14 protein-coding genes are annotated in these 12,269 nt (G+C 71.5%); 9 read left to right on the plus strand and 5 right to left on the minus strand.

The window, feature by feature from the left end; translation table 11 throughout:
- Window positions 1-10 precede the first annotated feature (10 nt).
- Both ACIRQ9_RS20835 and ACIRQ9_RS20840 read left to right on the plus strand, forming a co-directional pair.
- A complete protein-coding gene (locus ACIRQ9_RS20835; protein ID WP_404175203.1) occupies window positions 11-427 on the plus strand; it encodes a VOC family protein in 417 nt (138 codons plus the stop codon).
- Between the two features lie 31 nt (window positions 428-458).
- Complete coding sequence (locus ACIRQ9_RS20840; RefSeq protein ID WP_404175206.1) at window positions 459-1,199, plus strand: VOC family protein; 741 nt, start codon at window positions 459-461, stop codon at window positions 1,197-1,199.
- Here the strand turns inward: ACIRQ9_RS20840 and ACIRQ9_RS20845 are convergent.
- The 3 genes from ACIRQ9_RS20845 to ACIRQ9_RS20855 form a co-directional block, all read right to left on the minus strand.
- Window positions 1,196-1,549: a DUF952 domain-containing protein gene (locus tag ACIRQ9_RS20845; protein ID WP_404175209.1), complete on the minus strand. Its 354-nt coding sequence runs from the start codon at window positions 1,547-1,549 to the stop codon at window positions 1,196-1,198. The two genes, ACIRQ9_RS20840 and ACIRQ9_RS20845, sit on opposite strands and share 4 nt — an antisense overlap.
- 385 nt (window positions 1,550-1,934) lie before the next feature.
- Complete coding sequence (locus tag ACIRQ9_RS20850; RefSeq protein WP_404175212.1) at window positions 1,935-3,035, minus strand: family 2 encapsulin nanocompartment cargo protein polyprenyl transferase; 1,101 nt, start codon at window positions 3,033-3,035, stop codon at window positions 1,935-1,937.
- A gap of 113 nt (window positions 3,036-3,148) precedes the next feature.
- Window positions 3,149-4,555: a family 2B encapsulin nanocompartment shell protein gene (locus ACIRQ9_RS20855; protein ID WP_362643828.1), complete on the minus strand. Its 1,407-nt coding sequence runs from the start codon at window positions 4,553-4,555 to the stop codon at window positions 3,149-3,151.
- 316 nt (window positions 4,556-4,871) lie between these two features.
- Here ACIRQ9_RS20855 and ACIRQ9_RS20860 point away from each other — a divergent pair, with 316 nt between their 5' ends.
- Together ACIRQ9_RS20860 and ACIRQ9_RS20865 are read left to right on the plus strand one after the other, a co-directional pair.
- Window positions 4,872-5,462, plus strand: coding sequence for an N-acetylmuramoyl-L-alanine amidase (locus ACIRQ9_RS20860; protein WP_404175215.1), 591 nt, complete (start codon window positions 4,872-4,874; stop codon window positions 5,460-5,462).
- 33 nt (window positions 5,463-5,495) lie between these two features.
- On the plus strand, window positions 5,496-6,377 hold the full coding sequence (locus ACIRQ9_RS20865; RefSeq protein ID WP_404175218.1) for a 1-aminocyclopropane-1-carboxylate deaminase/D-cysteine desulfhydrase: 882 nt from the start codon (window positions 5,496-5,498) through the stop codon (window positions 6,375-6,377).
- Window positions 6,378-6,399: 22 nt separating this feature from the next.
- On the opposite strand, the gene ACIRQ9_RS20870 is transcribed toward ACIRQ9_RS20865, so the two are convergent.
- Complete coding sequence (locus ACIRQ9_RS20870) at window positions 6,400-7,995, minus strand: Na+/H+ antiporter (RefSeq protein ID WP_404175221.1); 1,596 nt, start codon at window positions 7,993-7,995, stop codon at window positions 6,400-6,402.
- A 61-nt stretch (window positions 7,996-8,056) separates the two neighbouring features.
- On the opposite strand from ACIRQ9_RS20870, the gene ACIRQ9_RS20875 reads away from it, so the two are divergent.
- From ACIRQ9_RS20875 to ACIRQ9_RS20885, 3 genes are all read left to right on the plus strand, one after another.
- Window positions 8,057-8,317, plus strand: a complete 261-nt coding sequence (locus tag ACIRQ9_RS20875; protein ID WP_404175224.1) for a UBP-type zinc finger domain-containing protein — start codon at window positions 8,057-8,059, stop codon at window positions 8,315-8,317.
- A gap of 271 nt (window positions 8,318-8,588) precedes the next feature.
- Window positions 8,589-9,002: an anti-sigma factor gene (locus tag ACIRQ9_RS20880; RefSeq protein ID WP_006136266.1), complete on the plus strand. Its 414-nt coding sequence runs from the start codon at window positions 8,589-8,591 to the stop codon at window positions 9,000-9,002.
- 47 nt (window positions 9,003-9,049) lie between these two features.
- On the plus strand, window positions 9,050-10,093 hold the full coding sequence (locus ACIRQ9_RS20885) for an RNA polymerase sigma factor SigF (RefSeq protein WP_404175764.1): 1,044 nt from the start codon (window positions 9,050-9,052) through the stop codon (window positions 10,091-10,093).
- A gap of 20 nt (window positions 10,094-10,113) precedes the next feature.
- Here the strand turns inward: ACIRQ9_RS20885 and ACIRQ9_RS20890 are convergent, their stop codons facing one another.
- Window positions 10,114-10,554: a hypothetical protein gene (locus tag ACIRQ9_RS20890; RefSeq protein ID WP_404175227.1), complete on the minus strand. Its 441-nt coding sequence runs from the start codon at window positions 10,552-10,554 to the stop codon at window positions 10,114-10,116.
- A gap of 135 nt (window positions 10,555-10,689) precedes the next feature.
- Here ACIRQ9_RS20890 and ACIRQ9_RS20895 point away from each other — a divergent pair, with 135 nt between their 5' ends.
- Both ACIRQ9_RS20895 and ACIRQ9_RS20900 read left to right on the plus strand, forming a co-directional pair.
- Window positions 10,690-11,658: a diacylglycerol/lipid kinase family protein gene (locus ACIRQ9_RS20895; protein WP_404175230.1), complete on the plus strand. Its 969-nt coding sequence runs from the start codon at window positions 10,690-10,692 to the stop codon at window positions 11,656-11,658.
- Between the two features lie 321 nt (window positions 11,659-11,979).
- Entirely contained in the window at window positions 11,980-12,237 is a 258-nt protein-coding gene (locus ACIRQ9_RS20900; protein ID WP_010353616.1) for a WhiB family transcriptional regulator, read from the plus strand.
- The last annotated feature ends 32 nt before the right edge of the window (window positions 12,238-12,269 follow it).

The following is a 12,269-nucleotide window of genomic DNA, read 5'->3' on the forward strand; positions in this document are numbered from 1 at the left end:
GCCTGACCCCATGGACGTAAAACTCGCGCAGTGTTTCATCGCCGTCGACGACCATGACAAGGCCCTGGCCTTCTACCGGGACGTCCTCGGCCTGGAGGTCCACAACGACGTGTCGTTCGAGGGGATGCGCTGGGTGACCGTCGGCTCGCCGCGGCAGCCGGGCGTGGAGATCGTGCTGGAGCCGCCCGGCGCCAACCCGGACGCCTCCCCCGCCGACCGGCAGGCCATGGCCGAGCTGCTCGCCAAGGGCATGCTGCGCGGGGTCATCTTCTCCACCACCGACTGCGACGCGCTCTACGAGCGGGTGCGGGAGCACGGCGGTGATGTGGTCCAGGAGCCGACCGACCAGCACTGGGGCGTGCGGGACTGCGCGTTCCGGGACCCGGCGGGCAACCTGCTGCGCTTCACCGAACACCGGGACCGCTGACCCCCGAGGCAGCCCCTCTACGATCCCCACCATGACCATCCGCTGGACGTACGCCTTCGCCGACCGGCCCGCCGCGCACCTCGCCGCCGCCCACGCCTTCTGGACGGCCGTCACCGGCACTTTCCTGTCCGCGCCGCGCGGGCAGGACGACGAGTTCGTGACGTTGCTGCCGGCCAACGGCGTCGACGCCTGCGTCAAGGTCCAGGGTGTCGACGCGGGGCCCGGCGGAGCCCACCTGGACCTGTGCGCCGAGGACGTGCCGGGCCTGGTGAAGCGCGCCCGGGAGCTGGGCGCCGAGCCGGTGGCCGAGCACGACGGCTGGGCCGTGCTGCGCTCGCCGGGCGGCCAGTCGTGGTGCGCGGTGCCCTGGCAGGGCGAGTCGGTACGGCCGCCGGTCGTCGCGGGCAGCCGGCTCGACCAGGTCAGCCTCGACATCCCGCCGTCCGCGTACGAGGCGGAGACCGCGTTCTGGTCGGAGCTGACCGGCTGGGAGCCGCTGACCGGTTCGCTGCCGGAGTTCCGGGTGCTGCGGCCGCCGGCCGGGCTGCCCGTACGGATCCTGCTCCAGCGGCTGGCCGAGGAGCGGCCCGCCACCGCCCACCTCGACCTGGCCTGCGCGGACATCGCGGCGACCCGGGCCCGGCACGAGGAACTCGGCGCCGTGCACGTGGCCGACGGCCGCCACTGGACGGTGCTGCGGGACCCGGCGGGCGGCCTCTACTGCCTGACCGGCCGGGACCCGGAGACGGGCGGCCTGCCGGCCAGGGCCTAGCTCCCGTCCGGGACCGCACGGGGCCAAGGTTCCACGGCCACGACGGCCGGGACCGGGATCGGTCCGTACACGTGCGGGAACTCCTCGCCGTCCGGGTCCACCGCCTCCCACTTCACGGGCACCCCGACCCGCGCCGGGTCCACCACGAGCACCACCAGCTCGTCCGGTCCGTCGTAGGAGCCGTACAGGAAGGCGGCGATGCGCGGGAGCTGGTCGCGGGTGGAGCAGTGGATGAAGCCCTCCTCCTGGAGGGTGCGGCCGCGGGTGGACTGCTCGTAGCGGCCCCGCGCGCGGGCGTCCTCCCACAGGGAGCGCTCGGTGATGTGCAGGATGTTCACAAGTGCGGTCATGGCGTCCACGCTAGGGCGTCGGCGGGTCCGTGCCGCCCGCGGACTCGGCCGCCGGGGAAGGTGCCGGCGACTGCCGCTCCTGGCCTCGGTTCCCGGCGCAGTCCGGATTGCGGCAGGGGCCCGGTCCCCAGACGGGAACCCATGCTCCCAGCGTCTTGTGCCGATGCACCACTTCCTCGACGGTCCGCCCGCACACGGGACAGACCGGGTCCTGGCCGTCCATGTCTCCAGACTAGGCCGAAACGGCCGGATCCGGCGGCGGCCCGGCGCCGCGCGGAAAACGGCGGGCCCCGCACGTCGTGGGGATGTGCGGGACCCGTTGGGCCGGAGCCCCCGGGAGCCGTGCGGGGTCAGGAGCCGCGTGGTTCCGGGGGTTCCGGGGTCTTCACCTGCTGCGCCGCGTCACGAACTCGGCGAGCGCGAGCAGACCGCCCGCCGACTCGGGGTCGGGAACGGCCCGGGCGAGTTCCTGCATCGCGCGGGCCATCCGGTCGGCGGCCTCGGCCTGCGCCCAGTCCCGGCCGCCCGCCCGCTCCACGGCCAGCGCGGTGCGCGCGATCTCGTCGGCGTCGGCCGGCACCCGCGGCCCGGCGTAGAGGACGGCTAGTTCCTCGGCGGCCGGATGGCCGGAGGTGAGCGCCGCGACGACCGGCAGGGACTTCTTGCGGGCCGCCAGGTCCGCGCCGGCCGGCTTGCCGGTGCGCCGTGGATCACCCCATATCCCGATGACGTCGTCGATCAGCTGGAAGGCGAGCCCGGCCTGCCTGCCGAACGCGTCGAGCGAGGCCACCTCGTCCGCCGCCCCCGCGTACAGCGCGCCGATGGCGCAGGCTGAGCCGAGCAGTGCGCCGGTCTTGGCCTCGGCCATGACGAGCACCTCGTCGAGGGTGACCTCGCCGGGGGCCCGGTCCTCCATGGCCGTGTCCGCCTGCTGGCCGGCGCAGAGTTCGAGGACGCACTGCGCGAGCCGGACGGCGGCGGGACCGGACGCCGGGTGCGGGTCCTCCGCGAGGAGCCGCAGGGCCAGCGCCTGCAGCGCGTCCCCGGCGAGGATCGCGCCGGCGTCGCCGAACACGGTCCACGCGGTGGGCCGGTGCCTGCGGGAGGTGTCCCGGTCCATGACGTCGTCGTGCAGCAGCGTGAAGTTGTGCACCAGTTCCACGGCCGCGGCGGCCCGGACGGCCCCCGTGCGGGCCGCCGGTCCGCCGAGCGCTTCGGCGGCGGCGAGGACGAGCGCGGGCCGCACCGCCTTGCCCGCGTCGCCCTCCGCCGGCGAACCGTCCGCGTGCTCCCACCCGAAGTGGTAGCGCACGATCCGCCGGATCGCACCGGGCAACGAGTCGACGGCCGCGTGCAGTTCGGGGTCGACGGACGCCCGCGCCCGCTCCAGTACGGCCGCCGCCTCGGCCCCGTCCGAGGACTCGGCCGACTCCGATGCCGGCTCCGAGGCACGCTGCTCCTGGCGCTCCGTCACGAACTCGGCCATGGCCTCCCCCTCACGGAGTGCACACGCGGTGGCGTCTGCGCCCCGGCTTCGCACGTACCCCGAGGGTGTACCCGCCCCGGAGGGCGGGGACACGGCCGCGAAGTGCGGAAACGTCACCTCCAGCGGCCGATCTCGACGTTCTCCAGCACGCCGAGCGCGTCGGGGACCAGGACGGCCGCCGAGTAGTAGGCCGTGACCAGGTAGTTGATGATGGCCTGCTCGTTGATGCCCATGAAGCGCACGGACAGGCTCGGCTCGATCTCGTCCGGGAGGCCGGACTGGCGCAGGCCGATGACGCCCTGGTCGTCCTCGCCCGTACGCATGGCGATGATCGAGGTGGTCCTGGCGTCGGAGACCGGGATCTTGTTGCACGGGTAGATCGGGACGCCGCGCCAGGTCGGGATGCGGTTGCCGCCGACCTCGACGGACTCGGGGACCAGTCCGCGCTTGTTGAGCTCACGGCCGAAGGCGGCGATCGCGCGCGGGTGGGCGAGGAAGAGCTTGGTGCCGCGGCGGCGGCTGAGCAGCTCGTCCATGTCGTCGGGGCTGGGCACGCCGTCGTGCGGCTGCAGCCGCTGGTCGTACTGGCAGTTGCTGAGGAGGCCGAACTCCGGGTTGTTGATCAGCTCGTGCTCCTGGCGCTCCTTCAACGCCTCGACGGTCAGCCGCAGCTGATGCTCGGTCTGGTTCATCGGCTGGTTGTAGAGGTCGGCCACCCGGGTGTGGATGCGCAGCACGGTCTGGGCGATGCTCAGCTCGTACTCGCGCGGCCGCGCCTCGTAGTCGACGAAGGTGTGCGGGATCTCGGGTTCGCCGCTGTGGCCGGCGGCGAGGGCGACCTCCTTCTCGCCGAACTTGTTGGTGCGCTGCTCGGGGATCGCGCGCAGCTGCTGCAGGTGCTCGCGCAGCGAGTCGGCGCGCTCGGCGACCTGTTCGAAGTCCTGCCGGGACAGGGTCAGCACGGTGCAGGCCGTGTCCGCGCGGGCGGTGTACTCCCAGATGGCGTCCGGGTCGATGAGGCCCTGCTCGCCGAAGTGCGCGCCGTCGGCGAGGACGCCGAGCACCGCGTCGTCGCCGTACGGGCCGGTGCCGATCTTCTCGACCCGGCCGTGGGCCAGCAGATAGACCTCCTCCGCTTGACTGCCGAACGAGGCGATGACCTCGCCCGCGGCGAAGTCGCGCTGGCGGCAGCGCTGCGCCAGCTCCCCCAGCACCTCCTGGTCCTCGTACGACCGCAGGACGGGCAGTTCGCCCAGCTCCGCGGGGATGACCTCGACCCGGTCCCCGGTCTTCAGGAACGTGATACGGCCGTCGCCGACCGTGTAGGTGAGTCGCCGGTTCACTCGGTACGTGCCGCCCTGGACGTCCACCCAGGGCAGTGTCCGCAGCAGCCAGCGGGAGCTGATCTCCTGCATCTGGGGTGCGGACTTGGTCGTGGTGGCCAGGTTCCGCGCGGCCGCGGTGTCCAGGGACTGCTGCGGCTTGCCCTGATCCGTGCGGACCTCTTCGCCTACCGACATAAGGAAATGCCCTCCCATACCTGCACGGACGCCGAACTGCCCGCGCATCGGTCTCGTCGGCCACCCTGTCATCACGGAGTGTGCCGGGACCATTACCCGAAAGAGCGGGAATAGATCATCGGACAGGTGGGCATGCCGGGCGAATAGTCACACGACAGGCCCACGATATGGCGACTTGTCCGGATCGGATCGCACGCGATCCGAACACCCGCGAGGAGGCCGGCCCGGACCCCCGTCCTGGGGAGGATGTTCGGCACGAGCAGACATGAACATGTGTGAACAGGCATGAACTGGTACGGAAGCGAAGGAGGCGGTCATGGCGCCACCCATGTCCGCGGACGCCTTCCTCGACGCGTTGCGGAGCGAGGGTGTCACGGTCGTCGAGGTCGGCGACTGGAGGGAACACAACCGGAACCACAAGGGGCCCTGGGGCCCGGTCCACGGTGTGATGATCCACCACACGGCGACCCGGGGCACCGCGCACACGGTCCGGATCTGCCGCGACGGCCGGCCCGGCCTGCCCGGTCCGCTCTGTCACGGCGTCATCGCCAAGGACGGCACGGTCCACCTCGTCGGCCACGGCCGCGCCAACCACGCGGGAGCGGGCGACGACGACGTCCTGCGCGCCGTGATCGCCGAGAGGGCGCTGCCCCCGGACAACGAGGCCGACACCGACGGCAACCGGCACTTCTACGGCTTCGAGTGCGAGAACCTGGGCGACGGCGAGGACCCCTGGCCCGAGGCGCAGCTCGAGGCGGTCGAGAAGGTGGCCGCGGCGGTGTGCCGGCGGCACGGCTGGACCGAGCGCTCGGTGATCGGCCATCGGGAGTGGCAGCCGGGGAAGGTGGACCCCCGCGGTTTCACGATGGCCTGGCTGCGCGGGCGTGTCCGGGACCGGCTGACGTGACCCCGCGCCCGTACCCGGGGCGACAATGACGGCGTGACCAGCGCCGACATACTCGCTCCCCGGCTCCCGTCCCCGCTCCAGGAGGTGACGGACGACCGGTTCGCCCGCCGTGGCGTCCGGCTCCTGCTCAAGCGGGACGACCTGATCCACCCGGAGCTGATCGGCAACAAGTGGCGCAAGCTGGTGCCGAACATCGAGGCGGCGGCCGGGCGGCCGGTGCTCACCTTCGGCGGTGCGTACTCCAATCATCTGCGGGCGACGGCCGCGGCCGGACGTCTGCTCGGTTTCCCGGCGGTGGGCGTGGTCCGGGGCGAGGAACTGGCCGGGCGGCCGCTGAATCCCTCGCTGGCGCGGTGCGCGGCGGACGGCATGCGTCTGCACTTCGTCGACAGGTCGACGTATCGGCGCAAGGCCGAGCCGGAGGTGCTGGCCGCGCTGGTCCGGGCGGCCGGGGCGGCCGACGCGTACGTGGTGCCGGAGGGGGGCAGCAACGCGGCCGCGGTGCGCGGGTGCCGGGCGCTCGGCGAGGAACTGCGCGGACGGGCGGACGTGGTGGCGCTCGCCTGCGGGACCGGTGGCACGCTGGCCGGGCTCGCGGCCGGGCTGGGCGCGGGACAGCGGGCGCTGGGGGTGCCGGTGCTGCGGGGCGGGTTCCTGGCCGCGGAGACGGAGCGGCTGCAGCGGGACGCGTTCGGGTCGCGGCGCGGCGACTGGTCCCTCGACGAGCGGTTCCACTTCGGCGGGTACGCGCGCACGACGCCCGAACTGGAGTGCTTCGCGCGGGACTTCGAGGACCGCCACGGACTGGCGGTGGAGCGGCTGTATGTCGCCAAGTTGCTGTATGGCCTTGTCGAGCTGACCGCCGAGGGCCGGTGGCCGCGCGGCACCCGGCTGGCGGCGGTGATCACCGCCTGACCGGGGCTTTCGTCGCGGATCCTCAGGCGGTCTCGCGGTAGGCCGCCGCCTCCTCCAGGTCCAGCCTGCGCAGCAGGGTGCGGAGCATCTCGTCGTCGATGTAGCGGTGGTCGCGGAGACGGACGAAGACCTCGCGTTCCGCGCTGATCATGTCGCGGGACAGCCGCCGGTAGGTGTCGTCGACCGACTCGCCGGTGACCGGATTGGTCTGGCCGAGGCGTTCCCAGACGGCGTTGCGGCGGCGTTCCAGGACCGTGCGCAGCCGGTCGGCGAGCGGTGGCGGCAGTTCGTTCCTCTCGTCGGAAAGGAGTTCGTCGAGGCGGCTCTCGGCCGCACGGGACGCCTGTGCCTGGGCGTTGGCCTCGGCGAGGGTCTCCGCCTGGACGTCCCGGGGCGGGAACTTCATCAGCCGGATCAGCGGGGCCAGGCTGAGGCCCTGCACCACCAGGGTGCCGATGACGGTGGTGAAGGTGAGGAAGAGGATGAGGTTGCGCTGCGGGAAGGGGCTGCCGTCGTGCAGGGTGAGCGGGATCGAGAAGGCGATGGCCAGCGAGACGACGCCGCGCATGGCGGCCCAGCCCTCGACGACGGGCGTTCTCCAGGTGAAGTCCCCCTCCCGTTCGCGGATCCGCCGGGACAGCAGGCGCGGCACGACGGCCGCCGGGTAGACCCATACGAACCGGGCCGCGACCACGACGAGGAAGAGGGCGATCGCGTACCAGCCGGCGTCGATGCCCCGGTAGGCGCCGAGACCCTTCAGGACGACGGGCAGCTGCAGTCCGATCAGTGCGAAGACCGCCGACTCCAGCAGGAACGCGACCATCCGCCACACCGCGTCCTCCTGGAGGCGGGTGGCGAAGTCGACCTCCCAGGCGCGGTGGCCCAGGTAGAGGGCGACCACGACGACCGCGAGGACACCGGAGGCGTGCAGCTGCTCGGCGACGCCGTAGGCGACGAACGGGATCAGCAGCGACAGCGTGTTCTGGAGGAGGGCCTCCTTGAGGTGGGTGCGCAGCCAGTGGATCGGCACCATCAGCACCAGGCCGACCAGCACACCGCCGATCGCGGCCACCAGGAACTCGCCGACCCCGTGCAGCCAGGAGGCGCCCTCGCCGATGGCGGCCGCGACGGCCACCCGGTAGGCGGTGATCGCGGTGGCGTCGTTCAGCAGGGACTCGCCCTGGAGGATCGTGGTGAGGCGGGACGGCAGGCCCACCCGGCGGGCGATCGCGGCGGCCGCGACGGCGTCCGTGGGCGCCAGCACCGCGCCGAGCGCCAGCGCCGCGGGCAGCGGCAGGCCGGGCACGATCACGTAGGCGGCCCAGCCGACCACGAAGGTCGCGAAGAGCACGTACCCGACCGACAGCAGCGCCACGGGACGCATGTTGGCCCGCAGGTCGAGATAGGAACTCTCGGTGCCCTCCTTGTACAGCAGCGGCGGCAGCACCAGGGGCAGCACGATCTCCGGGTCGAGCGTGTAGTCGGGAACCCCGGGAATGTACGCGAGGGCGAGCCCCACGGCGACCAGCAGCAGGGGCGCGGGCACCGGGGTGCGCCGCGCCGCTCCGGCGACCGTCGCGCTTCCCGCCACCAGCAACAGCAGTGGCAACACGTCCATGATCCTCGCCCGCCCTCATTTTCCGCGCGGCCACCCGCACACCCGTCGTAATCTGGCAATCATGAAACAGTGCACGCACGCCGGCGCGCTGCCGCACCCCGAACCCCGACCGCTGAACGAGACCTGTCCGGAGTGCCTCTCCCAGGGCTGGCACCCCGTTCAGCTGCGGCTCTGCCTGACCTGTGGCCATGTCGGCTGCTGCGACTCGTCAGCGGGAAGACACGCGACCGGACACCACGAGTCGTCCGGTCATCCCGTGATGCGGACCTTCGAGCCCGGCGAGGACTGGCGCTGGTGCTTCGTGGACCACGTCCTCGTGTGAGACTGCACTACGGCCGCCGAAGTCGGCCGTGGCGACGGTTCGACGGTTCGACGCCGGGGTACGTCAACCCGGCGCGCGCTCTTCCCAATTGGGCGAGCCGGACCCCTAGACACGGAGCGTATCCACAGGTTTACTGTGAGTGACGCCAGGGGGTTGGGGTCCCGGGACAGAAAAGTTCGGAGCGCGGTAGCGTCACCGCTGAACCACGTAGTGCGTTACCCCGGGGGGCGACCCTCGGCCCCGAAATGCTTGTACCACCATGGAGGTGAGGGTGTCCCAGATCGCAGGCGAGCCCGCGACCCAGGACTTCGTGGAAGTCCGGCTGCCGGCTGCGGGTGCCTACCTGTCGGTGCTGCGCACGGCCACGGCCGGTCTCGCCGCCCGCTTGGACTTCACCCTGGACGAGATCGAGGACCTGCGCATCGCGGTGGACGAGGCCTGCGCGATCCTGCTCCAGCAGGCCGTTCCCGGCTCGGTGCTCAGCTGTGTCTTCCGCCTCGTCGACGACTCGCTGGAGGTCACGGTCTCCGCTCCGACCACGGACGGCCACGCCCCTTCGCGCGACACCTTCGCCTGGACCGTGCTGTCGGCCCTCGCGGGCAAGGTCTCGTCGGCCGTCGACGAGGACAGGACCGTGTCGATCAGCCTCTACAAACAGCGCGGCGCGGGACCCGGGCCGGCGTGAGGAACGGGGACGGGCCGGTGCGGGACGAAGAGCGCGGCACACGGGAGATGCCGGCCGGGGGCGAGGACCCCGAGGCCGGCTCCCGCCGCATGGCTGACGGCATCGACGGCATCCCGGAACAGGCCAGGCCGCATCCGGAGGAACCCTCCGAACGCGCCGGTCTCGACGGTGCCGTGCAGAGCGCGCCCCCGGCCGACCGGAACGGGGCCACGGCTCCGCACCGGGCCGGGGCGAAGGCTCGCGGAAGGGCGACGGGCGGGACGATGAGCGAGCACGAGCGATACGCCGAGGACCAGGCGCTGGCCGCGGAGGTCGTCCAGGCGACCCAGCACGGCCCTCAGGACCGCAGCGGGGCGCGCGCCATGTTCATCGAGCTGCGCAAGATGCAGGACGGCAGCCAGGAGTACGCGGAGCTGCGCAACAAGCTGGTCCGGATGCACCTGCCGCTCGTGGAGCACCTCGCGCGCCGCTTCCGCAACCGCGGCGAGCCGCTGGACGACCTCACCCAGGTCGCCACGATCGGCCTGATCAAGTCGGTCGACCGGTTCGATCCGGAGCGGGGCGTGGAGTTCTCCACGTACGCCACCCCCACCGTGGTCGGCGAGATCAAGCGCCACTTCCGCGACAAGGGCTGGGCGGTCCGCGTGCCGCGCCGGCTGCAGGAGCTGCGCCTCGCGCTCACGACCGCCACGGCGGAGCTGTCCCAGCAGCACGGCCGCTCCCCGACCGTCCATGAACTGGCCGAGAAGCTCGCGATCTCGGAGGAGGAGGTCCTGGAGGGCCTGGAGTCGGCCAACGCCTACTCCACGCTGTCCCTGGACGTCCCCGACACCGACGACGAGTCCCCGGCGGTCGCCGACACGCTCGGCGCCGAGGACGAGGCGCTGGAGGGCGTCGAGTACCGCGAATCTCTCAAGCCGCTGCTGGAGGACCTTCCGCCCCGCGAGAAGCGGATCCTTCTCCTGCGCTTCTTCGGCAACATGACGCAGTCCCAGATCGCCCAGGAGGTCGGCATCAGCCAGATGCACGTCTCCCGCCTGCTGGCGAGGACCCTGGCCCAGCTCCGCGAGAAGCTGCTCGTCGAGGAGTAGCCCCCGGCGTCAGGTCCGCATCAGCCGCTGCGCCCCGGCCCCTTGATCCCCAGGGCCCGGGTCGTGGCCGAGTTGACCAGCAGCACCAGCGACGTCACGGCCACCACGGCCAGCACGATCCCCGCCGGAATGGCCACGCTGTCGGCCTGCAGCAGGTTGTAGGCCACCGGCAGCGCCATGATCTGCGTGATCACCGCGGGGCCCCGGCTCCAGCTCCTGCGCAGCAGCAGTCCCCGCGCCGCCAGGAGCGGCAGCAGCGCCAGCACGAGCACGGTGATGCCCCCGGTGACGGCCTGCCCCCGGTCGTCCGGCGACCCGGTGAGCCCGAGGACGAGCATCCACACCCCGCCGACCGCCAGCGCGAGCCCCTCCACCGCGCTCAGCGCGGCCGCGTACGTCAGCCGCCTCGGGCGGGGTTGCTCGGTCAGGTCGGTCTTCTCAGCCGTAGGCGCATCACTCACGGCAGAAGGGTAGCCCTCGCCCGAAAACACCGGCCCCGCCCCGCGGGGTCACGTGTTCAGGCTCACGCCCCTTTCTCTTACCGGATCCCTAACGCGGCCTGGGCCGGGTACTTCCCAGTAGGTACGCTGCAATCCATGCGTGCACTTCTCGTGGTCAATCCGGCGGCAACCACCACAAGCGCACGTAGGCGCGACGTCCTGATCCACGCGCTCGCGAGCGAGGTCGAACTGGAGGCCGTCACCACCGAGTACCGCGGCCACGCCCGTGACCTGGGCCGGCAGGCCGCGGAGAGCGAGGACATCGACCTGGTCGTGGCCCTCGGCGGCGACGGCACGGTCAACGAGGTGGTCAACGGCCTGCTGCACGCCGGCCCCGACCCGGACCGGCTGCCCGGACTCGCGGTCGTGCCCGGCGGCTCCACCAACGTCTTCGCACGCGCCCTCGGCCTGCCGAACGACCCGGTCGAGGCCACCGGCGCCCTGCTCGCCGCGCTGCGCGAGAAACAGGAGCGGCTCGTCGGCCTCGGCCTCACGGCGGGCACCCCGGGCACCGCCGACGAGGCGGTACCGCCCCGCTGGTTCACCTTCAACGCCGGGCTCGGCTTCGACGCGGGCGTGGTCGGCCGGGTCGAGCAGCAGCGCGAGCTGGGCAAGAAATCGACGCACGCGCTGTATGTACGACAGGTCGTTCGTCAGTTCTTCGGTGAACAGCACCGCCGGCAGGGCACGATCACCCTCGAACGGGCCGGCGCCGACCCGGTCACCGATCTCGTGGTGGCGATAGTCTCGAACACCTCGCCCTGGACGTATCTCGGCAATCGCCCGATGTACACGTCGCCTAAGGCCTCGTTCGATAAAGGCATCGACGTACTCGGTCTCAGCCGTCTGTCGACCGCCGCGGTTGCCCGGTATGGCACCCAGTTGCTCACTTCGTCCCCCGAGCGCGGACCTCATGGCAGGCACGCCGTCTCATTGCACGACCTGGACCAGTTCACCTTGCATTCGAAGGTGCCCCTCCCCCTTCAGATGGACGGCGACCACCTAGGACTGCGTACGAGCGTGACGTTCACAGGCGTACGCCGCGCACTGCGTGTGATTGTGTGAGCGGAACGGGCCAAAGTCCTTTCACTCGAACGTTTAGGCCAGGATCCACCCCATGGAAGTACGGCTGTGACCCAGTCGACACCGAGGAATCAAAAAAAACTTTCCGGAAGGGGTTGTATCCGTCGCTGAGGTTTGCAAGGCTCTACGTGGCGGTCGGGACAGCCCGCAACACCGGCGTCCGCTGATCACCGGAATCCCCCTTCAACTCACAGGACCCCCTGCCAGGGAACCTGGCGGTCGGCCCTTCACTTGTTGAGGGATTCGTGAAAGCGTTCACATTCACAAGCAACGTGCATGTAATACCAAGGAGAGGTAGCAGCCATGGACTGGCGTCACAACGCCGTTTGCCGCGAGGAAGACCCCGAGCTCTTCTTCCCCATCGGCAACACCGGTCCTGCGCTGCTGCAGATCGAGGAAGCCAAGGCCGTCTGCCGTCGCTGTCCTGTCATGGACCAGTGTCTGCAGTGGGCGCTCGAGTCCGGTCAGGACTCCGGCGTCTGGGGTGGTCTCAGCGAGGACGAGCGTCGTGCGATGAAGCGCCGTGCCGCCCGCAACCGGGCCCGTCAGGCCACCGCCTGACAAGTCCCACCCCTCGTGACAGCCTGAGCTTG

This window comes from Streptomyces sp. NPDC101237 (genome assembly GCF_044767465.1).
Lineage (GTDB): Bacteria > Actinomycetota > Actinomycetes > Streptomycetales > Streptomycetaceae > Streptomyces > Streptomyces gramineus.

Bases quoted from the DNA above. Each gene is read 5' to 3' on its own strand.
- ACIRQ9_RS20840 (WP_404175206.1), top strand. From the start codon at position 459: ATGACCATCCGCTGGACGTACGCCTTCGCCGACCGGCCCGCCGCGCAC.
- ACIRQ9_RS20875 (WP_404175224.1), top strand. From the start codon at position 8,057: ATGAAACAGTGCACGCACGCCGGCGCGCTGCCGCACCCCGAACCCCGA.
- ACIRQ9_RS20900 (WP_010353616.1), top strand. From the start codon at position 11,980: ATGGACTGGCGTCACAACGCCGTTTGCCGCGAGGAAGACCCCGAGCTC.
- ACIRQ9_RS20850 (WP_404175212.1), bottom strand. From the start codon at position 3,035: ATGGCCGAGTTCGTGACGGAGCGCCAGGAGCAGCGTGCCTCGGAGCCG.
- ACIRQ9_RS20870 (WP_404175221.1), bottom strand. From the start codon at position 7,995: ATGGACGTGTTGCCACTGCTGTTGCTGGTGGCGGGAAGCGCGACGGTC.
- ACIRQ9_RS20855 (WP_362643828.1), bottom strand. From the start codon at position 4,555: ATGTCGGTAGGCGAAGAGGTCCGCACGGATCAGGGCAAGCCGCAGCAG.
- ACIRQ9_RS20860 (WP_404175215.1), top strand. From the start codon at position 4,872: ATGGCGCCACCCATGTCCGCGGACGCCTTCCTCGACGCGTTGCGGAGC.
- ACIRQ9_RS20885 (WP_404175764.1), top strand. From the start codon at position 9,050: ATGCCGGCCGGGGGCGAGGACCCCGAGGCCGGCTCCCGCCGCATGGCT.
- ACIRQ9_RS20835 (WP_404175203.1), top strand. From the start codon at position 11: ATGGACGTAAAACTCGCGCAGTGTTTCATCGCCGTCGACGACCATGAC.
- ACIRQ9_RS20895 (WP_404175230.1), top strand. From the start codon at position 10,690: ATGCGTGCACTTCTCGTGGTCAATCCGGCGGCAACCACCACAAGCGCA.
- ACIRQ9_RS20845 (WP_404175209.1), bottom strand. From the start codon at position 1,549: ATGACCGCACTTGTGAACATCCTGCACATCACCGAGCGCTCCCTGTGG.